The organism is Polynucleobacter rarus, from assembly GCF_003072505.1.
In the GTDB taxonomy this organism is placed as follows: domain Bacteria; phylum Pseudomonadota; class Gammaproteobacteria; order Burkholderiales; family Burkholderiaceae; genus Polynucleobacter; species Polynucleobacter rarus.
On sequence record NZ_NTGB01000001.1, the window covers coordinates 2,863,517 to 2,884,125 of the forward strand.

At 40.8% G+C, this 20,609-nt stretch carries 17 protein-coding genes; 13 read left to right on the plus strand and 4 right to left on the minus strand.

Annotation, left to right across the window (positions count from 1 at the left end; all coding sequences use genetic code 11):
- Nucleotides 1–10 precede the first annotated feature (10 nt).
- Complete coding sequence (locus tag AOC35_RS14080) at nt 11–2,014, plus strand: cation:proton antiporter domain-containing protein (RefSeq protein ID WP_108648087.1); 2,004 nt, start codon at nt 11–13, stop codon at nt 2,012–2,014.
- Between the two features lie 10 nt (nt 2,015–2,024).
- Here the strand turns inward: AOC35_RS14080 and uvrA are convergent, their stop codons facing one another.
- Nucleotides 2,025–4,889 carry an excinuclease ABC subunit UvrA gene (gene uvrA, locus AOC35_RS14085; RefSeq protein WP_108648090.1) on the minus strand — a complete coding sequence of 955 codons (2,865 nt, stop codon included), beginning with the start codon at nt 4,887–4,889 and terminating at the stop codon, nt 2,025–2,027.
- Between the two features lie 49 nt (nt 4,890–4,938).
- Between uvrA and AOC35_RS14090 the strand changes: the two genes are divergently transcribed.
- The 6 genes from AOC35_RS14090 (at nt 4,939) to AOC35_RS14115 (ending at nt 9,390) form a co-directional block, all read left to right on the plus strand.
- Nucleotides 4,939–6,138, plus strand: a complete 1,200-nt coding sequence (locus AOC35_RS14090) for an MFS transporter (RefSeq protein WP_108648093.1) — start codon at nt 4,939–4,941, stop codon at nt 6,136–6,138.
- Between the two features lie 118 nt (nt 6,139–6,256).
- Nucleotides 6,257–6,712: a single-stranded DNA-binding protein gene (ssb, locus tag AOC35_RS14095; protein ID WP_108648096.1), complete on the plus strand. Its 456-nt coding sequence runs from the start codon at nt 6,257–6,259 to the stop codon at nt 6,710–6,712.
- Nucleotides 6,713–6,789: 77 nt separating this feature from the next.
- On the plus strand, nt 6,790–7,059 hold the full coding sequence (locus AOC35_RS14100; protein WP_108648099.1) for a type II toxin-antitoxin system TacA family antitoxin: 270 nt from the start codon (nt 6,790–6,792) through the stop codon (nt 7,057–7,059).
- Nucleotides 7,052–7,531, plus strand: coding sequence for a GNAT family N-acetyltransferase (locus tag AOC35_RS14105; RefSeq protein WP_108648101.1), 480 nt, complete (start codon nt 7,052–7,054; stop codon nt 7,529–7,531). Before AOC35_RS14100 ends, AOC35_RS14105 begins: the two co-directional genes overlap by 8 nt.
- Before the next feature lie 159 nt (nt 7,532–7,690).
- Nucleotides 7,691–8,749, plus strand: a complete 1,059-nt coding sequence (locus tag AOC35_RS14110; protein WP_108648103.1) for an alpha/beta hydrolase — start codon at nt 7,691–7,693, stop codon at nt 8,747–8,749.
- A gap of 113 nt (nt 8,750–8,862) precedes the next feature.
- Complete coding sequence (locus AOC35_RS14115) at nt 8,863–9,390, plus strand: GlcG/HbpS family heme-binding protein (protein ID WP_211307530.1); 528 nt, start codon at nt 8,863–8,865, stop codon at nt 9,388–9,390.
- Nucleotides 9,391–9,450: 60 nt separating this feature from the next.
- Here AOC35_RS14115 and queF read toward each other — a convergent pair whose 3' ends face one another.
- The 3 genes from queF to ilvA are packed head-to-tail and all read right to left on the minus strand — an operon-like array spanning nt 9,451 to nt 12,736.
- Nucleotides 9,451–10,299, minus strand: a complete 849-nt coding sequence (gene queF / locus AOC35_RS14120) for an NADPH-dependent 7-cyano-7-deazaguanine reductase QueF (RefSeq protein WP_108648105.1) — start codon at nt 10,297–10,299, stop codon at nt 9,451–9,453.
- Nucleotides 10,296–11,213, minus strand: coding sequence for a 5'-nucleotidase (locus AOC35_RS14125; RefSeq protein WP_108648107.1), 918 nt, complete (start codon nt 11,211–11,213; stop codon nt 10,296–10,298). The genes queF and AOC35_RS14125 overlap by 4 nt, the downstream gene beginning before the upstream one ends.
- A 2-nt stretch (nt 11,214–11,215) precedes the next feature.
- Entirely contained in the window at nt 11,216–12,736 is a 1,521-nt protein-coding gene (ilvA, locus tag AOC35_RS14130; RefSeq protein ID WP_108648863.1) for a threonine ammonia-lyase, biosynthetic, read from the minus strand.
- Between the two features lie 110 nt (nt 12,737–12,846).
- On the opposite strand from ilvA, the gene AOC35_RS14135 reads away from it, so the two are divergent.
- The 6 genes from AOC35_RS14135 (at nt 12,847) to ubiB (ending at nt 20,598) form a co-directional block, all read left to right on the plus strand.
- On the plus strand, nt 12,847–13,311 hold the full coding sequence (locus tag AOC35_RS14135; protein ID WP_108648109.1) for a YqaA family protein: 465 nt from the start codon (nt 12,847–12,849) through the stop codon (nt 13,309–13,311).
- A gap of 106 nt (nt 13,312–13,417) precedes the next feature.
- Nucleotides 13,418–17,254, plus strand: a complete 3,837-nt coding sequence (locus AOC35_RS14140; protein WP_108648111.1) for a DUF3683 domain-containing protein — start codon at nt 13,418–13,420, stop codon at nt 17,252–17,254.
- Entirely contained in the window at nt 17,251–17,622 is a 372-nt protein-coding gene (locus tag AOC35_RS14145; protein ID WP_108648113.1) for a gamma-butyrobetaine hydroxylase family protein, read from the plus strand. Before AOC35_RS14140 ends, AOC35_RS14145 begins: the two co-directional genes overlap by 4 nt.
- A gap of 20 nt (nt 17,623–17,642) precedes the next feature.
- Entirely contained in the window at nt 17,643–18,374 is a 732-nt protein-coding gene (gene ubiE / locus AOC35_RS14150) for a bifunctional demethylmenaquinone methyltransferase/2-methoxy-6-polyprenyl-1,4-benzoquinol methylase UbiE (RefSeq protein WP_108648116.1), read from the plus strand.
- A 5-nt stretch (nt 18,375–18,379) separates the two neighbouring features.
- Nucleotides 18,380–19,021 carry a ubiquinone biosynthesis accessory factor UbiJ gene (locus AOC35_RS14155; RefSeq protein ID WP_108648119.1) on the plus strand — a complete coding sequence of 214 codons (642 nt, stop codon included), beginning with the start codon at nt 18,380–18,382 and terminating at the stop codon, nt 19,019–19,021.
- A complete protein-coding gene (gene ubiB / locus AOC35_RS14160) occupies nt 19,018–20,598 on the plus strand; it encodes a ubiquinone biosynthesis regulatory protein kinase UbiB (RefSeq protein WP_108648218.1) in 1,581 nt (526 codons plus the stop codon). The genes AOC35_RS14155 and ubiB overlap by 4 nt, the downstream gene beginning before the upstream one ends.
- Nucleotides 20,599–20,609: the final 11 nt, after the last annotated feature.

Below are 20,609 nucleotides of genomic sequence, written 5' to 3' on the forward strand. Positions count from 1 at the left end.
TAATTAGTATATGCCTTCTATTTTGCAAACCACCCTCATATTATTAGCATCCGCCCTTGCGGGGGTGTTAATCATACGCGCCAGTAAATTACCTCCTATTTTAGGTTATTTATTAGCCGGGCTCGTGATTGGTCCAAATGCAACTGCTCTAGCAGCTGATAGCAACATGTTAAAGAACTTTGCTGAGTTTGGCGTTGTTTTTTTAATGTTTTCGATTGGTTTAGAGTTTAATTTAAGCAAACTGAAGTCGATGAAAAACATTGTATTTGGCTTTGGTGCAAGTCAAGTATTTCTCACGATGCTGTTGACGATACCTGCTGGCTATTTTTTAAGATTTGTACTTCCTATCAGCCTTCCATGGCATGTGTTGTTGGCTTTAGGCGGTGCTCTTGCTATGTCGTCAACAGCGATTGTTGTGAAAGGGTTGGCAGAAAAGTTTGAACTAGACACCCCCCATGGCAAAAACGTGATTGGGGTCTTAATTTTTCAAGATTTAGTGGTTATTTTCTTATTGATCTTAATTCCATCATTAAATAAGAATTCTGGTGATATGGCCCTTGCCCTATCGATTGCGGCTGTAAAAATTGGGATTGCTTTAATCTTGATTTTGGTGGTTGGTAAAACAGTATTCAGTTCTTGGTTCAAGCTCGTGGCTAATATGCGGTCCAGAGAACTCTTCATGCTCAATGTATTGTTAGTCGTCATGGGATTTTCTGCCTTGACTGAGTATTTTGGGTTATCGATGGCTCTTGGCGCCTTTATGGCTGGAATATTAATTGCTGAAACACCTTACCGATTTCAGGTTGAAGAGGGTATCGAGTCCTTTAGAGATATTTTATTAGGCTTATTCTTTATTTCGATTGGGATGTTAGTTGACTTCCATGTTGTTTTCAATAACTTCTACTTAGTCGTTTTCTTGTTCTTGGGTGCTTTAGTGTTGAAATTCATCATTATTGCAGGCTTGGCAAAACGTTTTGGCGCTAGTGCTGGTGAAGCTATAAGAACGGGAATTTGTCTGACTCAAGCCGGAGAGTTTGGTTTTGTTTTAATTCAGCAAATTGATCAATTAGACTGGATTGATCAGAGAGTTTCTCAGGCAGTGATTGCCGCAATGTTGTTATCGATGATGTTAGCACCCATCTTAATTCAATATAGCGACAAAATCACCCTAAGATTTGTTAAAAATGAATGGTTTAACCAGTCCCTCAACCTAACAAAAATTGCTACACAAAGCTTAAAAAATTCTGATCATGTGATTATTTGTGGTTTTGGTATTTCAGGTCAGCAACTTGCCACGATTCTTGAACAGGAGCAAATTAAATACATTGCTCTTGACGAAGACCCTGACCGTGTGAGTGATGCGAGCCAAGCAGGTAAATCGGTAGTGTACGGGACTTCACAAAGTAAAAATCACCTAATTGCTGCAGGTATTGTGCGAGCAAAAGCAGTCGTGATTACTTTTCAAAACATTAATGAATCGATGAAGGTGATTCAGCAGGTGGAGTTACTTCACCCAGGTATTCCAATTATTGTGCGTGCAACTGATGAGAGGGATGTAGAAAAACTGGAGTTAGTGGGCGCCACACAAGTGATCCCTGAAAAAACCGAAGGCGGTTTGATGCTCTCAGCACAAGTTTTAACAGTGGTCGGCGTACCGATTAAGCGAGTCCTTAGACGTGTTACTCAGGCGAGAGAAAACAGGTATGGAGATTTAAAAGGGTTTTTCCCAAGTTTTGAAAATGATGATGGTGAAACTAGCAGTGCCCCTCGCTTGCATTCCGTTAAATTAAAAGAGAATACCCAAGCCATTGGGAAAGATGTTGAGTGGCTACATCATGAATCAGGAGCTAATCTGCACTCAATTCGAAGGAAAATCACAGGCTCACACTCGAATTATAAAAATATCACCCTGGATGAAAAAATTATTTTTCAAGCAGAGGATATTCTGACTTTGCTGGGTGAGCCTGATTGTTTAGATAAAGCTGAAAACCGATTAAACAAAATCAAGGTTTGACAACATTCCCCTAGTCTCCTTTAAGGAGGGGCTTTAAATATTTTCCCGTAAAACTTTTTGTCGACTTCACAATTTTCTCAGGACTACCTTCAGCAATAATGAGGCCACCTCCCGCTCCCCCTTCAGGACCCATATCAATAATCCAATCAGCTGTCTTAATAACATCCAAATTATGTTCAATAATTAAGATCGTATTACCCTGTTTGCGTAAAGATTGAATGACTTCAAGTAAAAGTTGGATATCTTGAAAATGTAGTCCAGTCGTGGGTTCATCCAAAATATAAAGGGTCCTTCCAGTATCTCTTTTGGAGAGCTCTAGAGAGAGTTTGACACGTTGGGCTTCACCACCTGAGAGTGTCGTTGCACTTTGCCCAAGCCTGACATAGCCCAAACCAACATCCAGTAAAGTTTTTAATTTTCTACGAACAATCGGTACAGCTTCAAAAAACTCATGAGCCTGTTCGATAGTCATATTTAAAACTTCGTGAATATTTTTACCTTTATAACGAATATCTAGGGTTTCACGGTTGTATCTTTTGCCATGACAGACATCACAGGGGACATAAACATCTGGTAAAAAATGCATTTCTACTTTTATAACGCCATCACCTTCGCAAGTTTCACATCTACCGCCCTTGACGTTAAATGAGAATCTACCGGTTTCATAACCACGTTCTCTTGCAGCAGGAACACCGGCAAATAATTCCCTGATAGGTGTAAATAAACCAGTGTAAGTAGCTGGATTAGAACGAGGCGTACGACCAATTGGAGATTGATCAACACTAATAATTTTGTCAAAATGCTCTAAACCATCAATTGATTTGTAGGGTTCAGGCTCTGCATGTGAACCATATAAATGATGGGCAACAACATGATGTAAGGTGTCGTTAATTAAAGTAGACTTGCCTGAACCTGAAACGCCAGTGATGCAGGTTAATAAGCCAACCGGAATTTTGGCTGTTACATTTTGCAAATTATTTCCAGTTGCTCCTTCAATCGTAATCCAACGATCATCAGGCTTGAGGCGCACTTTGGGTACTTCAATTCTTTTTTTACCGGATAAATACTGACCGGTTAATGATTCTGGATTTGCTTCAATGTCAGCGGGGGTACCCTGCGCAATTACTCGGCCACCGTGCACGCCAGCTCCGGGGCCGATATCAATCACATGGTCAGAGGCACGAATCATATCTTCGTCATGCTCTACCACCAATACGGAGTTACCCAAATCACGCAAATAGACTAAGGTCTGAATCAATCGGTCATTATCACGTTGATGCAGACCAATAGAAGGTTCATCTAAAACATACATGACACCAGTTAAGCCTGAGCCAATTTGTGAAGCAAGTCGTATACGTTGCGCCTCGCCACCGGATAAAGTATCGGCACTTCGGTCCAAAGATAAATAATCTAGCCCTACATCGTTTAAAAATTTCAACCTAGAAGAAATTTCTTTTACGATACGGTCAGCAATTTCTCTTTTTGCGCCCTTTAGGTTCAGGTCAGAAAAATATTGATACGCCGCTTTGAGGGGGAGGTTACTAACTTCAAAAATAGCCCGACTACTTTGACCTTCTCCTACTTTTACAAAACGCGCTTCTTTGCGCAGTCGACTTCCCGCACAATCTGGACAGACCTTCACATTTTGGTATTTAGCTAACTCCTCTCTTACTGCAGAGGAATCAGTTTCACGATAGCGTCGTTCGAAGTTAGCAATAATACCTTCGAAGGTATGTGGTTTGATAACTGGCACGCCTTTTTCATTGAGATATTCAAAGGCAACTTTATGTGCTCCAGAGCCAAACAGGATGAGGTTTTGAACTTTTTCATTGAGTAACTCAAATGGGACATCTAAATCAAACTTAGCAAAATCAGCTAAATTTTGAAGTAATCGAAAATAAAATTGGTTTCGACGATCCCAACCCTTAATGGCGCCAGAGGCGAGAGATAACTCTGGATGCATCACAATTCGTTTTGGGTCGAAAAACGACTTATGACCTAAACCATCACAACTAGGGCACGCACCCATCGGATTATTAAAGGAAAATAATCTTGGCTCTAATTCTTGGAGGGCAAAGGAGCAAATAGGGCAGGCAAATTTATTAGAAAATAAAATTTCGCCACCATTCTCCATATCTACTACGAGAGCTCTACCATCTGCTAGACGAAGTGCTGTTTCTAGGGACTCGGCAAGACGCTGCTTAATATCTTCTTTTACTTTAATCCGGTCAATGACAACTTCAATAGAGTGCTTATCGGTTTTCTTTAATTCTGGCAGGTTATCAACCTCATAGACTTTAGCTTTTGCCGTATTCGTGGTACCGCCACCAGAACGAATCCGAAAACGAACAAAGCCTTGGGCTTGTAAGTCCTCAAATAAATCTTCAAATTCGCCCTTACGATTGGAGACCATCGGCGCCATAATCATGAGCTTAGTATCTTCAGGCATGGCTAAAATATGGTCAACCATCTGAGAAACACTTTGTGCTTCAAGAGGTAATTCATGCTCCGGACAATGGGGCGTACCTGCCCGCGCAAATAATAAACGTAAATAATCATGAATTTCAGTAACAGTTCCAACCGTAGACCTTGGATTGTGACTGGTGGCCTTTTGTTCAATAGAAATGGCAGGTGAGAGACCCTCAATTGAATCTACATCCGGTTTATCCATTAATTGCAAGAACTGTCTAGCATAGGCGGACAATGACTCTACATAGCGACGTTGACCTTCCGCATAGAGGGTGTCAAATGCTAGTGAACTTTTACCAGATCCTGAAAGACCCGTAAGTACGACAAGTTTATCCCTTGGGATATCAAGATTAATATTTTTAAGGTTGTGGGTTCTGGCGCCACGGATTTTAATTTCTTCGTTCATAATATGATGTACTTTTACTCAGCTTAACCTAATAATATAGTCTTAATTTATGAATTCGTCAGAACTTCGATCATCTATTACCCTTGCTTGCGTCTTTGCCCTCAGAATGTTGGGGTTATTTTTAATCATCCCTATTTTTAGCCTGCACGCTAAAAACTTGCCACAGGGCGATAATGCCACCTTAGTCGGACTCACGATTGGTATTTATGCCATGGTTCAGGCTTTTTTCCATATCCCTTTAGGTATTTTGTCCGACCGTTATGGACGTAAAGCAATTGTTGCGTTTGGACTCATTTTATTTATCATCGGGGCTTTAGTTGCAGCGAGCCATGATGATCTGTATTGGATTTTGGCAGGAAGAGCTATTCAAGGGGCAGGAGCCATCTCTGCCGCAATTTCCGCGTGGGTTGCAGACGCGACCAGAGAAGAGGTTCGAACTCGTGCAATGGCGATTGTTGGGGCTAGTATTGCCTTAAGTTTTGCTGTGTCGGTCATTATTGCAACTCCTTTATATGCTTTTCTCGGGATGTCAGGCATATTTTTGATGATGGCTGTCCTTGGTTTGCTTGCCCTCCTTGTTACGGTTCGATTTGTGCCTTCCTCACCAATTTTTAGAGCGCCACAACCGGAAGGGACTAAAACTAATTGGGATCGTTTTATCAAAGTATTAAAAAACCCTCAATTACTAAAGCTAAATATTGGGGTGTTATTAATTCATGCCTCTCAGGTGGCAATGTTTATTGCAATTCCAAGGTTAATGCTAGCGGACGGCCTTGAGCTTCATGCTCATTGGAAAATGTATATCATCGTTTTAATCCTTTCATTAGTGGTAATGGCGCCGATGTTGATGAGGGCTGAGAAAAAACATCAGTTATCGTGGTTACTGAAGGCTGGAGCATTTTTTATTGTGATTGCCCAACTCATCTTTGCCGGAATCGTCGAAGTTAATAACCTCAATTTATATGTTTTAGGTTTTGGCCTAACGATCTTTTTCACGGGCTTTAATATTTTGGAATCCTTAATACCCTCACTTATTTCGGTAATTGCTGGGGATAATCGGGGCGCTGGGCTTGGTGTTTACAATACTTCCATGTCTATTGGCTTGTTTTTAGGCGGAATCATGGGGAGTTGGATATTTGGCAATCTTGGCACCCAAGCGGTATTTGCAATTAGTCTGGGATTAATGTTGGCTTGGTGGTTATTAATTTTGAAGATGTCGGGCTTAGTTAGAAAAGCAAAAACCACTTAACTAAGTGGGTAATTTGTGCTTGCTTGGTTTAGACTACTTGCTAAAATGAATCTAATCGCATGCACTTTTAAAGCAATAGCGAACGTTAAGAAGTACTAAATAAATTTTGGAGGTTGTCATGGCATCAGTGAATAAAGTAATTATTGTTGGAAATCTAGGAAAAGACCCCGAAACACGTTATTTACCTAGTGGTGATGCCGTTACCAACATTACGGTAGCGACAACTGATAAATACAAAGATAAAACCACCAATGAGATGAAAGAACAAACCGAGTGGCACCGGATTACTTTTTTTGGAAAACTAGCTGAGATTGTTGCTCAGTATCAAAAAAAAGGTTCAGCTATTTATGTTGAAGGAAAACTGCGTACTCGTAAATGGACCGATAATGCCGGCGTAGAAAAGTACTCAACTGACATTATTGCTGACTCCATGCAGATGCTAGGTGGCAAGTCAGAAATGAGTGGCTCATCCTCTGGTGGTTATAAAGAGAGAAATGATGCGCCAATGAATCTCCCGTCGAGTGCACCTAGTGCATCTCTTGGCGGTGGAATGGACGACGATATTCCGTTCTGAGTTTTAAGGCCTCTTTTCTGAAAAATTACGGTATAATTACGGTAAAAATACGGTAAAAAACTACTAGGGAATTAGTCATGAATGAGAATAAACGATTTGATTTACTCATTGAAGCCAATGAGAAAGCTGCAATCCTGTACGCTTCTAAACTAACCGGTACTTCAATGGCGAATTTCGTGCGTTCAGCCGCAAAAGAAAAGGCACAGCAAATTATCGATAAAGAGTCGCGCCTATCCCTTAGCCAGCAAGACTTTGAAAAGTTTTCAAAGGCTTTAAATCATGGGTTTACCCCGAACGAAGCATTAAAAAATGCAATCGCAAAGGCTGGGAATTTAGAGATTGCTTGAAGAACAAATTTTAGATACCAAACTCCATGACCGAAAAGCATTTCGATGTGGTGAACCTCAACTAGATCATTTTCTTAATAATCTAGCAGGCCAATTAGCAAAAAAAAATATAACTAATACCTACGTATTAGTCGAACCAAACAATCCAACAGAAATTGTGGGGTTTTATTCTTTGAGTGCCGCTCAGGTTGACCACTCACAATTTAATCAGGGCTTACAAAAAAAATTACCCAAATATCCGATACCTTGTTTTCGATTAGGAAGGTTAGCAAGAAGTCAGAAACACAAAGGCCAGGATATTGGCGAACTGTTGATTGGTAAAGCTGTTATCCGATGTTTAAAAGCCAAAGAATTCGTAGCAGCTTTTGCATTGATAGTAGAGGCAAAGAATGAAAAAGCTAGAAATTTCTACATAAAATATGGCTTTATTTCGTTTGATGACGATGATCACCACCTATTTTTGATTTTGTGAAGTACAACATATTATTTGGAAACTTTAAATTTATTGATAATTTAGTCCAATAAGTTGGTATTAAAATCCAAAACTTTATTTTTTTGCTTATGGAGGTAACTCTATTGAGTAGGTTTTATGCTAAATTGAATAAAAATTATCAAAAATAATGGAGACACCATGCGTATTTTTAAAAATAAATTAGCGATTGCTTCTTTTTCAATAGTATTTGGCTCAGTCATCGGACATGCTCAGTCTGTAGTCACTCCAAAATTACCGCCAATGAATATCGTAGATATTGGATCTTTTCACGTTGGTGGTCGTTTTGCTGAAGTGAGTGGCAAAGAAGTGAAGGATGTGGTCTTTACACCGGGCGGTGCACCCGCCAGGATTGATCCCAATGGTAAGTATTTGGTGGAATCGATGTACGTGCAATATTTCACACCCAAACCTTTAAAGGCAAAATTACCCATTTTGTTATGGCACGGCGGTGGCTTAACCGGCGTTACCTATGAATCAACTCCAGATGGACGAGAGGGGTGGCAGCAGTACTTTATTCGTAATGGTTGGAAAACCTATGTCTCTGATGCGGTCGAGCGTGGTCGTTCAGGCTTTGCATCCCCTGATATTTGGCCAGCGTCACCTCAATACCTGACAATTGATAACCCATGGAGTAGATTTCGAATCGGGACAGGTACTTGGAATGATGATCCAGCAAAAAGAAACCAATATCCTGGCAGTCAGTTTCCAGCTGAAGGCTATTTGAATTTCATGAAACAAGTAGTACCACGTTGGACTACAACTGATGAAGCAATTATCAAAGCATATACAGACCTGGTTGACAAAGTATGCCCCTGCGTTGTCTTAGTACATAGTCAAGGTGGTCAGTTTGGTCAAAAAGTGGCACAAGCTAGACCTGATAAAGTGAAGGCACTAGTACTCGTTGAACCAGCAGGACTAGGTGATCCAGATCCCCAAAAAGTAGCCGCCCTAAATGGTATGCCAATCTTAACTGTCTATGGAGATTACATTGAGCAAGATTCTCGTTGGCCAACTATGAGAAAGGGACAGTTAGCACTCAATGAAAAATATATTGCGGCAGGTGCCAAAATGGATGTGATTAACTTACCTGAGATTGGTATTAAAGGTAATTCTCACATGATGATGATGGATAAAAACAATATGCAAGTTGCCCAAGTAATTAATGATTGGTTAAAGAAAAAAGGGTTTACTCAGTGAGTTAGTTTCATCTCATAGGGAATATCCTTAGTTCATTTTGATTTTCAAAAGAAGAAAATCAGAGCAAACTAATGAGACCTTTGAAAATAATTGAATAAATTAGGAGATAAACGATGAATAAAATGAAGCTTAAAGTATTGGTAATGCTGTTAGTTGGTTTTCAAGCATTTTTTGGTATGGCTCAACCAGCTCCAGATCCAGCAGATGATATTCCAGATGTTATGCCATTTGACTTGGCACTTGGCACGCCGATTAATTTGGAGCGGGCTGAAGTCGCAATCAATGCCGCTATCGCTGAGTCTAAAAAACGTAATTGGAAAATGAACGTAGCTGTTGTAGACGTTAATGGGGATTTGATTTCATTCAAGAGAATGGACAACGCTCAAATAGCCTCAGTTGCAATTGCTGAGCACAAAGCCAGAGCAGCTGCACGTTTTCGTCGTGAAACAAAGCTGTTTGAAAAGGGAATTAATATTGGCAAAAATAACAACATCATCACTTTAGATGGTGTAATTGCTTCAAGGGGCGGTATTCCACTCGTTGAGAATGGCAAAATCATCGGCGCTATTGGCTGTTCCGGTGGTACTGGCTCTCAAGACGAGGTAGTCTGTAAAGTAGGCGCTACAACAATAAATAAGTAATTAAAATAATTATCTAATACCTCTGAATTTTGGTTCGGAGGTATTTTTTTGTAATGAATTTTATTGACGCGCTAATTTAATATTAAACGGCCAAGGTGCATTGAAATTCGTTCTAAATGGATTGATATCTAGACCACCTCGCCGAGTGTATCTTGCATAAACACTGAGCTCAGTCGATTGACAGTAGGTTTTTACATCACAAAATATTTTTTCTACACAATGCTCATGAAATTCTTGATGATTTCGAAAAGCAATGATGTAGCTAAGAAGGCTCGCCTCATCAATTTGCGGCCCTTTATATTGAATCATCAAAGTACCCCAATCTGGTTGTCCTGTGACTGGGCAATTTGATCTGAGTAAATTGGTATAAAGAGTTTCTTCGACTTGACCAGCAGAAAAATCAGCCTTGAGAATACTTGCATCGGGAGACTTTGAAGGATCGATTTCAATATCTAATCGATCCATACACTTACCTAGTAGAGGTGGCTGTTCACGCTTATCCCAATCAGTCGGGGTTAATAAACTGACTTTTATTTGGGTGCCAATTACCTTTGATAAATCTTTCTCTAATGCTGCTTTTACTTCAAAAATATCGCTAAATTTAGCGTAGTTCAGACTGTTTAAATAGAGTTTGAAAGACTTTGATTCAATAATATAGGTCGAATTTGCGGGGATTTGAAACTGGGCAATCGCGACCTCTGGCTTACCCCTTGGACCTAGCCAACTTAATTCATAGGCATTCCAAATATCTGCTCCCATAAAGGGAATGGTGCCTGAAAAATTTAATAATTTACGGTTGACTGAACGTGAAATCGGATACAAGAGTTCAGGGTTATAGGTCGTAGGATAAGTAACTTCTTTACCTAATGGAGCATTAATAACGGTTGATTCAGTGTGGTGGTCTGTCATGAGGAAGTTGATTTTTTATCGTTAGAAATACCGGAAATAACTTGTCCCGTTGGCGCAACTTCGGCTGCTTTTTCGCAGTGGCCTGTTTGATCATCAAAAAAGAAATCCGGTTCAAATTCTTTTAAAAAATCAGACTTGTCTAGGCCACCCAAAAACATCGCTTCATCAATATCAATTCCCCAACTCATTAATGTTCTAATTGCCCGTTCGTGAGCAGGGGCAGATCTTGCAGTTACCAGTGCAGTTCGGATGCGCATCGGCGTACTGCCTGCAGAGTTTTGGAGTTGATGAAGTGCTTCTAAGAGGGGCTTGAAAGGTCCTGGCGGCAACGGGATTTGTGCTCTAGTGATTTCATGGGCAACAAAAGCATCTAAGCCTTTTTCTTGATAAATCCGTTCGGATTCATCAGAAAATAACACGGCATCACCGTCAAAGGCAATCCGAATTTCATTCGGATTGGATTCTGCTAATTTGGAGGATTGGGGATAAACTAAAGCAGCTGGAAAGCCAGCATTTAAGGTTTCGCGTACATCACTTTCATTCGCAGATAAAAATAAATTGGCATGTAAAGAGCGAAGATAGTGATAGGGCGGGCGTCCTCTGGTAAATACCCCACGCTCTAACTTGAGTCCAGCATGCTTGGCAGATCTAAAAACCCTAAGGCCACTCACTGGATCGTTTCTAGACAAGATCACGACTTCTACTCGAGATATTTCTGCTGAGTTAAATCGTAGTAACTTTTCGACGAGAGGAAACGCGACTCCTGCTTTGGCTGGAATTTCGAGGCGGTCATTTTGCAAACGCATATAAGCACTATCATTAGTCGCCTCAAAAATACGATTCTCTTCTTCAAAGTCAAATAATGCCCTAGAAGAGATAGCAACGACCAGTTTTCCAGAAAGAGAAAAGCTCATATTTACTTGAGGAATAATTGATAAGCAGGATGGTTACTCTCGTCCCAGTAACGATACCCAGTTTGTTTTAAAAATTCTTTAAATACTTTTTTCTCTCTTGGGGGAACTTGCATCCCAATTAAGATTTTTCCATAATCAGCCCCATGATTCCGATAATGAAACAGACTAATATTCCAATTCGGGGACATTGAGTTTAAAAACTTCATTAATGCACCTGGGCGTTCTGGGAATTCAAAACGATACAGCAGCTCATTCTGAGCTAGGTCAGAATGACCACCCACCATATGACGAAGGTGCGACTTAGCAATCTCATCTGTGGTTAGGTCGAGCGTATCAAATCCAGCTTTAGTAAAGGTCTTCGCAATTTGAACGCCATCATTCAAATTGTTGGTGGCGATTCCGATGAATATATGTGCTTTCGCTGAATCAGCAATCCGATAATTAAATTCCGTCACATTGTGTTTACCGATAATTTCACAAAAACGCTTAAAACTGCCGCGTTCTTCAGGAATCGTGACCGCAAAGACAGATTCTTTCGCTTCCCCGACTTCAGCACGCTCGGCAACAAAGCGCAGACGATTAAAGTTCATATTGGCGCCACAAGCAATGCCAACGAGTGTTTGATTTTCGATTTGATGTTTTGCAACATAGGCTTTTAGACCTGCAATAGCAAGTGCTCCGGCTGGCTCTAGGATACTACGCGTATCAGCAAAAACATCATTGATTGCCGCACAAATGGCATCCGTATCAACCAAGATAATGTCATCCACCACTTCTTTACAAAGCCTAAAGGTCTCTTTACCAACTAATTTAACGGCCGTGCCATCGGAGAAGAGTCCAACATCTTTGAGCTCAATGCGTTTTCCCGCGGCAAGTGATTGGCGCATCGCGTCAGAGTCGACAGTTTGTACGCCAATTACTTTAATTTCAGGGCGAACAGATTTAATGTAAGCACCTACCCCAGAGATCAGACCACCACCACCGATAGCGACAAAAATGGCATCAATGGGTCCTTGATGTTGACGTAGAATCTCCATCGCGATCGTACCTTGTCCAGCAATCACATCAGGATCATCAAAGGGGTGAATGAAGTTCAAGCCTTGCTCTTCTTTTAGAACCATCGAGTGGTCAAAAGCATCATTGTAAGAATCGCCATGCAAAACAATTTTTACCCACTTGCCACCGCGCTCCTTGACGGCATCAATTTTTAACTTCGGAGTGGTGGTCGGCATTACGATTGTGGCTTGGCATTGCAACTTTGCTGCACCTAAAGCTACACCTTGCGCGTGATTCCCAGCAGATGCTGCAATCACGCCCTTATTTAATTCTTCGGCACTGAGGTGTGCCATTTTGTTGTAGGCACCGCGCAGTTTGAAGGAAAAAACAGGTTGATTGTCTTCCCTCTTTAGAAAAACTTTATTTTTTAAACGAGTTGAAAGATGTCTAGCAGGTTGCAACTCTGTTTCTCTAGCAACGTCATAGACCTTGGCGTTGAGGATTCTTCTTAAGTAGGATTGTGGCATGGATATATTATGAGTGCAATTCTCAATAAATGGACAAGATTCGTCTATTTTAGTAGCAACAAATAAGGTTCTACGAAAGCTGGCGGAAATTTGATTTGCTAAAATGCCACATGATTTCTTATTTTGAGCCAATTTGGCAATTTTTATCAATAACAGAAGTGGGCTTGATTGCTATCGGCATTACGTCCTTTCTTGCATCTACGGTGATGCCTTTAGGCTCTGAGCCGTATTTGCTAGCTTTTTTAGAGCTTCATCCTCAGCAATATCTAGAAGCAGTTGTGATTGCTTCCATAGCCAATACGCTTGGTGGCCTGAGTACTTGGTATTTAGGAAGTCTCAGTAATCGCCTTGTAAGTAGTGAATCAAAATTTGAAAAGCACCATAAATTATTGAAATATATGAAAAAATATGGTTCTAGAATGTTGATTTTTAGTTGGTTACCCTTGGTAGGGGATGTCATCAGCGGACTCGCAGGATGGATGAAACTACCTCTAGGACCTTGTTTTTTTTATATGTTGGTCGGTAAGTCCCTGCGTTATGTAATAGTTGTCGTTACTTTTTTACAAATTCGCTAAATAGTAGTGAAAAGCTAAATGTGGATTACAAAATACCAATTAAAAGTAGTTTTAGCAAAGAATTGCCCCCTCCGTTAGAATGATTATTTACTGAGCATCAATTATTATGAACGCACCCCTGAATTTAGAACCCCTTCGGGAAACAGCCAATCCGCCGTCTAGGTTGCGAGAGATTCCCTATAACTACACTTCTTTTTCTGATAAAGAGATTGTCATTCGTCTATTAGGCGAGTCTGCATGGGATCTCCTCAATGCACTGAGAGGTGAAAGAAAAACAGGTCGGTCGGCTCGGATGCTCTATGAGGTATTGGGTGATATTTGGGTAGTTAGAAGAAATCCATATTTACAAGATGACCTATTAGATAACCCAAAGAGATTAAATGCGTTAATCGATGCTCTGTCTCATCGCTTAAAAGAGATTGAAAAACGTGTCACGAAAGATTTAGAAGTACCTGTTCGACAATTGATTGAGTCGGCTAGAGTAGCTGTAAAGAAATTTTCTGAAGAACTCTTTTTAGCTCGCGAATTACGTATCAAAACCAAAAAGGTTCTTGGTAAATTTACAGCTCAAGATAACATTGGTTTTGACGGCTTTGTTCGAGTTGCGCATGTCACGGATGCGACCGATTGGCGGGTGGAATATCCTTTTGTAGTGATAACTCCAGATGACGAACTAGAAATACCGAATTTAGTGAAGGGTTGTATTGAACTAGGTCTAACCATTATTCCAAGAGGTGGTGGAACGGGTTATACAGGTGGTGCGATACCCATGACGCCGATGTCAGCGGTGATTAATACTGAGAAGCTATTAACTATTGCGCCAGTTCGTTTTGAGAAAATCCCAGGTAATGAGCAAGATGTAGCGACTGTATTTACTGAAGTTGGTGTGATTACCAAGACGGTAGCGGACGCTGCGGATAAGGCGGGTTTAGTTTTTGCTGTAGATCCAACCTCTGCAGAGGCAAGTTGTATTGGTGGCAACATTGCCATGAACGCTGGTGGTAAAAAAGCGGTCTTATGGGGGACTGCCTTAGATAACCTCTTGTGGTGGAGAATGGTCGATCCCAATGGCAATTGGTTAGAAATTCAGCGGATGGATCATAACCTTTCTAAGATTCATGATGCACCGGTTGCGACCTTTCAATGCACCCTCTCAGACGGTAATAAAGCCCCCGGGGAAGTAGTTTTAAGTCAAGAAACCTTGGTGATTGAAGGCCGTAAATTTAGAAAAACTGGTTTAGGTAAAGACGTGACAGATAAGTTTTTATCTGGCTTACCTGGTGTGCAAAAAGAAGGTTGCGACGGATTAATCACGAGTGCCAAGTGGGTTCTGCACAGAATGCCAAAAGAAATTCGCACCGTTTGCTTAGAGTTTTTTGGCCAAGCTAGAGATGCGATTCCAAGTATTGTTGAAATTAAAGACTATTTAGACCAACAAACCAAGCAAGGTGGAGCGATTCTTGCTGGCCTTGAGCACTTGGATGAGAAGTATTTAAAAGCGGTAGGATACTCCACCAAATCAAGACGTAACGTGTTGCCTAAGATGGTTTTAATTGGTGATATCGTTGGTGATGATGCGAATTTGGTTGCAAGTGCTGCTAGTGAAGTAATTCGGATTGCCAACCAAAGAGTTGGCGAGGGCTTTGTTGCTATCTCTCCTGAGTCGCGGAAGAAGTTTTGGCTCGATAGAGCGAGAACAGCCGCAATTTCAAAGCATACCAATGCCTTTAAGATCAATGAAGACGTGGTGATCCCATTACCAAGAATGGGTGAATATACCGATGGTATTGAATATCTCAATATTGAGATGTCCTTAAAAAACAAGATTGCTCTGTTAGATGCGCTAGAAGATTTTTTTGCGAATGGCACGATGCCACTCGGTAAATCTGATGATGCTGCTGAAATTCCGTCCGAAGATTTGTTAGAAGATCGAGTCATCAAAGCTTTGGAGTTAATTCGTGAAGTTCGTTCGCATTGGTTAGATCTCGCAAAAAATCAATTGCAATACTTTGCTAAGTTACAAGATCGCACGATTCTCGTCTCATGGAAGTTAGACGTTAGAGCAAAGTTACGTCAAATTTTTATGGGCGCACCTTTTACGCCGATTTTGGATGAATGTAATGCAATCCATAAAAAAATTCTGCGTAAACGTGTTTTTGTTGCTTTGCATATGCATGCCGGTGACGGTAATGTGCATACGAATATTCCAGTGAACTCTGACGATTATGAAATGATGCAAGAAGCGCATCATCTCGTGGGTCGGATTATGACTTTGTCTAGATCACTCGATGGTGTGATATCAGGCGAACACGGGATTGGCATTACGAAGTTGGAGTATTTGACGGATGATGAACTAAAAGACTTCAGAGCCTATAAATTAAAAGTGGATCCAAATAACCACTTTAATAAAGGTAAGTTGATGCCTGGTGCTGGCTTAAATAATGCCTATACCCCGAGCTTTGGCCTCATGGGACATGAGTCATTAATCATGCAGCAAAGCGAAATTGGGGCCATTTCTGCCAGCATTAAGGATTGTTTGCGTTGCGGCAAATGTAAGCCGGTCTGCGCAACCCATGTGCCTCGCGCGAATCTTCAATATAGCCCGCGTAATAAAATTTTGGCAACGTCCTTGCTCATTGAAGCATTTTTGTATGAGGAACAAACTCGCCGTGGAATTTCAGTGAAACACTGGGAAGAGTTTGATGATGTAGCTGCGCATTGCACTGTTTGCCATAAATGTTTATCCCCTTGTCCAGTGAAGATTGACTTTGGTGATGTGACGATGAACATGCGTAATTTACTGCGCAAAATGGGGCAGAAAAAGTTTAATCCAGGCGCACAAGCAGCAATGTTCTTTTTAAATGCGACTAATCCTGAAACGATTAAATTAGCGAGAACGCTAATGATTGAAACGGGTTATAAAGTGCAGCGTATCGCTAACGATTTATTTAAAAAGTTAGCTAAAAAGCAGACTGCCTTACCGCCGAAAAGTCTGGGTAAACCTCCAATTCAGGAGCAGGTCATTCACTTCATTAATAAGAAAATGCCTGGTAATTTACCGAAAAAAACTGCTAGAGCATTGTTAGATATCGAAGACTCATCCATTGTGCCGATTATTCGTAACCCGAAGACAACCTCAGTGGATTCTGAAGCGGTGTTTTATTTCCCTGGCTGTGGCTCCGAGCGACTTTTTTCTCAGGTTGGTCTTGCTACTCAAGCAATGCTTTGGGAAGCCGGTGTACAAACTGTACTTCCACCGGGTTATTTATGTTGCGGATATCCACAAAAAGGATCTGGAGACTTTGATAAAGCCGATAAGATCATCACCGATAATCGCGTGCTTTTCCATCGTGTTGCCAATACACTCAATTATCTTGATATCAAAACAATCGTGGTATCGTGCGGCACTTGCTATGACCAGCTTGCCGGTTATGAGTTTCCGAAAATCTTCCCAGGTTCCAGGATTATTGATATTCACGAGTTCTTATTAGAAAAAGGGATTCGACTAGAGGGTGTGCAAGGCACGAGATACATGTACCACGATCCTTGCCATACGCCAATGAAATTGCAAGAACCTTTGAAAACTGTAAATCAACTGATCCAATTAGCGGATGATACTCAAATTACTAAAAACGATCGTTGCTGTGGTGAGTCTGGTACATTAGCGCTTACTCGCCCTGATATTTCCACGCAGATACGCTTTAGAAAAGAAATTGAGATGAAAAAGGGTGCCTCTGATTTGCAAGAGAACTTTGACGGTAACGTAAAAATTCTGACAAGTTGCCCATCTTGTTTGCAAGGCCTATCTCGTTTTGATGAAGATTCAGGAACAACTGCAGACTACATCGTGGTGGAAATGGCGAATCATCTGTTAGGAAAAAATTGGATGGCAGATTTTGTTAAAAATGCTAATTCAGGCGGAATTGAAAGAGTACTCGTATGATCAAAACTCCCGTTCCAGAAAATCTGGTGGTTCATCAAAAGTCCAAGGTACTCGAGTTGACGTACGCAGATGAAGTGAAGTATTTACTCCCCTTCGAATTTTTAAGAGTTCACTCGCCATCTGCGGAAGTTCGTGGACACGGAGCAGGCCAGGAAATTTTGCAAACTGGGAAACGTCAGGTTAGTATTTTGAGTCTTGAGCCAGTCGGCAATTATGCGCTAAAACCTACCTTTACAGATGGTCATGATTCAGGCTTGTTCACTTGGGAATACTTACATGAGCTTTGTCAGAATCAAGAAGCAATGTGGCAAGCATATTTAGCCAGGTTAGAGGCTGCAGGTGTCACTCGTGACACCCCTATGAAATAATTTTTACTGGAGTTTGTAAGATGACACAAACCCACTTTGGGTATCAAAAAGTAGATGAGTCAGAAAAAGCGGATAAGGTTGCTGGTGTTTTTCACTCTGTAGCAAATAAGTACGACATTATGAATGACTTAATGTCACTCGGGATGCATCGTGTTTGGAAACTCTTTACCACTGGCGTGGCTAATATTCAAACAGGCCAGAAGATTTTGGATATTGCGGGTGGAACCGGAGATTTGGCTCTCGCTTTTTCAAAAAAAGTTGGCCCTTCAGGTGAAGTTTGGTTAAGTGATATTAATTCATCCATGTTAGAAGTTGGGCGTGACCGATTGATTGATCAAGGCGCGATCTTGCCATGCGTTCAGTTAGATGCTGAAAAAATCCCTTTTCCAAAAAATTACTTTGATCTCGTGACGGTCTCTTTTGGCTTGCGCAACATGACGCACAAAGAAATTGCACTCAAAGAAATGTGCCGAGTCATTAAACCAGGCGGCAAAACTATGGTGTTAGAGTTCTCTAAACCGATTGATCAACTCAAGCCAATTTATGATATTTATTCATTCAAAGTTCTACCGTGGTTAGGTAAAAAAATTGCCAATGATTCTGAGAGCTATCAGTATCTTGCCGAATCGATTCGGATGCATCCTGATGCTGAGTCACTTCAGAAAATGATGTTGGAAAGTGGATTTGATCGCGTAGATGTTCATCGTCTAACAGGTGGGATCGTCGCTCTTCATATCGGCTATAAGTTTTAAACAATATGTTACCAATCGTAGAGATCGCCTGCCAAGCATTAAATCATCTAATCCTGCAGGAAGCTTGGGCGCATCGATTACTCAGTCTACATGAAGGAAAAGTGTTATTACTGCAGTTGCCAGCCGGTGAAGTGATGCTGCAAATCAAGGATGGGTATTTTTCTGCCTACCAGTTAAGCAATGATGCGTCAGCAACTAATCTACAAGATCATCAGACACTGGTACAGCCCTCCGTTACTTTTACAGTGAGTCAAGACGCTGTGTGGGGATATTTATCTGGTGGTAAAACAGCCGCACTCAAACATGTCAAAATTGCTGGAGACGTTGATTTTGCTTCCGACCTGAATCGTTTAGCTACTGATTTGCATTGGGAAGTTGAAGAGGATCTTTCGAAGTTATTTGGTGATGCAGTCGCTACCAAAATTACTGCACGATCAAAGACGATGCTTGCGCAAGGTCAAGCAGCCATTGCCGATCTGCAAACTGGTATCAAAGGATATTTGGTAAATGAAAAAAAAGTCTTGGTCGATCAGGCAACTTTGATTGATTTGAAATCTGCCTTAAGGATTTTAAGAGATGATGTTGAGCGATCAGAAAAACGTATAGAACGACTAATGCAACACCTGCAGAATAAGAATAAATCATGAAAAAAATGAGTCGAATTATAAAAATATTCCATATTTTATGGTTTTATGGACTATTTGACTTATTAAAAAAAGCGCTTAAACCGAGTGTCTTATCCATCTGCATTTACCCTCTTACCATTTTCAACCCATCCCGCAATCGACCAAGAGCGGAAAGATTGCGTTTGGCTTTGCAAGCACTTGGGCCAGTATTTATTAAGTTTGGACAGGTTTTATCGACGAGAAGAGACTTATTACCTGAAGATATTGCTGATGAACTCGCTAAGTTGCAAGATCAAGTAATTCCATTCTCTAGTGAAGAATCAGCCAAAATTGTTGAAAAAGCACTGGGTAAAGCCCTCTCAGAAGTTTTTATATCTTTTGATAAAGATCCCATTGCTAGTGCTTCGATTGCACAAGTTCATTTTGGCATATTAAAAGGCGATACAAAGAATCCAGAGCTTGCTGGCAAAGCAGTTGCTGTCAAAGTCCTTAGACCTAATATATTAAAGGTGATAGAGAGCGACTTAGCGCTTATGCATAGCATTGCGCGCTTGATAGAAAAATTCTCCTATGATGGTAAACGATTGAAACCGCGTGAGGTAGTAGAAGGTTTCGATATGACGATTCATGATGAGTTAGATCTGTTGCGTGAAGCCGCGAATTGCAGTCAGTTACGCAGAAATTTTGAAGGCTCCACAAAAATTATGATCCCAGAAGTACACTGGGATTATTGCCATCCGAATGTGATGGTAATGGAAAGAATGTACGGTATTTCTATTGCGAAACTAGATGAGCTTAAAGCGGCGGGTGTGGACTTAAGGCTTCTTGCAGTTGACGGGGTTGAAGTCTTTTTTACACAAGCTTTTGCCCATGGCTTTTTTCATGCAGATATGCATCCGGGTAATATTATGGTGAGCACAGCACCTGAAACCTTTGGTCGACTCATTTCACTTGACTTCGGTATTGTTGGAACTTTATCTGAGGTAGATAAAAACTATTTAGTCCAAAACTTTTTAGCCTTTTTTAATCGTGACTATCATCGGGTTGCAGCCCTTCATATTGAATCTGGATGGGTTCCAGAAGAAACGAAAGTAGAAGAACTAGAAGGAGCTGTTCGTGCAGTTTGTGAGCCTTATTTCGATCGCCCCCTTAAAGATATCTCCTTAGGACTAGTCTTACTACGACTTTTCCAAACCTCTAGAAGATTTAAAGTAGAAATCCAACCCCAATTAACCTTGTTACAAAAAACGCTACTCAATGTAGAGGGGTTAGGGCGTCAGCTTGATCCTGACTTAGATTTGTGGAAGACAGTGAAGCCAATTATGCAAAATTGGATGAATGAACAAGTCGGCTTCAAGGGGTTTTTCCATAAAATTCAAAAAGAGGCACCACATTGGGCTCAATCCATTCCTACTATTCCTAGACTCATCACTACACTGTTAGAAAAGAATATCAACAGTAAACAAGAGCAGCAATTGGATGACTTGATTCATCAGTTAAAAATGTCAAAAAACACAAATTTGCCATGGAAATTGATTAGTATCTTTTTGATAGGATTTTGTACTGGCGGATTCACACTTCTTTTATTGATTAACTAACTTACTTTTTC

Coding starts and splice junctions, on each gene's coding strand:
- AOC35_RS14145 (WP_108648113.1), top strand. CDS start 17,251: ATGATCAAAACTCCCGTTCCAGAAAATCTGGTGGTTCATCAAAAGTCC.
- AOC35_RS14115 (WP_211307530.1), top strand. CDS start 8,863: ATGAATAAAATGAAGCTTAAAGTATTGGTAATGCTGTTAGTTGGTTTT.
- AOC35_RS14110 (WP_108648103.1), top strand. CDS start 7,691: ATGCGTATTTTTAAAAATAAATTAGCGATTGCTTCTTTTTCAATAGTA.
- AOC35_RS14125 (WP_108648107.1), bottom strand. CDS start 11,213: ATGAGCTTTTCTCTTTCTGGAAAACTGGTCGTTGCTATCTCTTCTAGG.
- AOC35_RS14090 (WP_108648093.1), top strand. CDS start 4,939: ATGAATTCGTCAGAACTTCGATCATCTATTACCCTTGCTTGCGTCTTT.
- queF (WP_108648105.1), bottom strand. CDS start 10,299: ATGACAGACCACCACACTGAATCAACCGTTATTAATGCTCCATTAGGT.
- uvrA (WP_108648090.1), bottom strand. CDS start 4,889: ATGAACGAAGAAATTAAAATCCGTGGCGCCAGAACCCACAACCTTAAA.
- ilvA (WP_108648863.1), bottom strand. CDS start 12,736: ATGCCACAATCCTACTTAAGAAGAATCCTCAACGCCAAGGTCTATGAC.
- AOC35_RS14135 (WP_108648109.1), top strand. CDS start 12,847: ATGATTTCTTATTTTGAGCCAATTTGGCAATTTTTATCAATAACAGAA.
- AOC35_RS14140 (WP_108648111.1), top strand. CDS start 13,418: ATGAACGCACCCCTGAATTTAGAACCCCTTCGGGAAACAGCCAATCCG.
- AOC35_RS14080 (WP_108648087.1), top strand. CDS start 11: ATGCCTTCTATTTTGCAAACCACCCTCATATTATTAGCATCCGCCCTT.
- ubiB (WP_108648218.1), top strand. CDS start 19,018: ATGAAAAAAATGAGTCGAATTATAAAAATATTCCATATTTTATGGTTT.
- ubiE (WP_108648116.1), top strand. CDS start 17,643: ATGACACAAACCCACTTTGGGTATCAAAAAGTAGATGAGTCAGAAAAA.
- AOC35_RS14100 (WP_108648099.1), top strand. CDS start 6,790: ATGAATGAGAATAAACGATTTGATTTACTCATTGAAGCCAATGAGAAA.
- AOC35_RS14155 (WP_108648119.1), top strand. CDS start 18,380: ATGTTACCAATCGTAGAGATCGCCTGCCAAGCATTAAATCATCTAATC.
- ssb (WP_108648096.1), top strand. CDS start 6,257: ATGGCATCAGTGAATAAAGTAATTATTGTTGGAAATCTAGGAAAAGAC.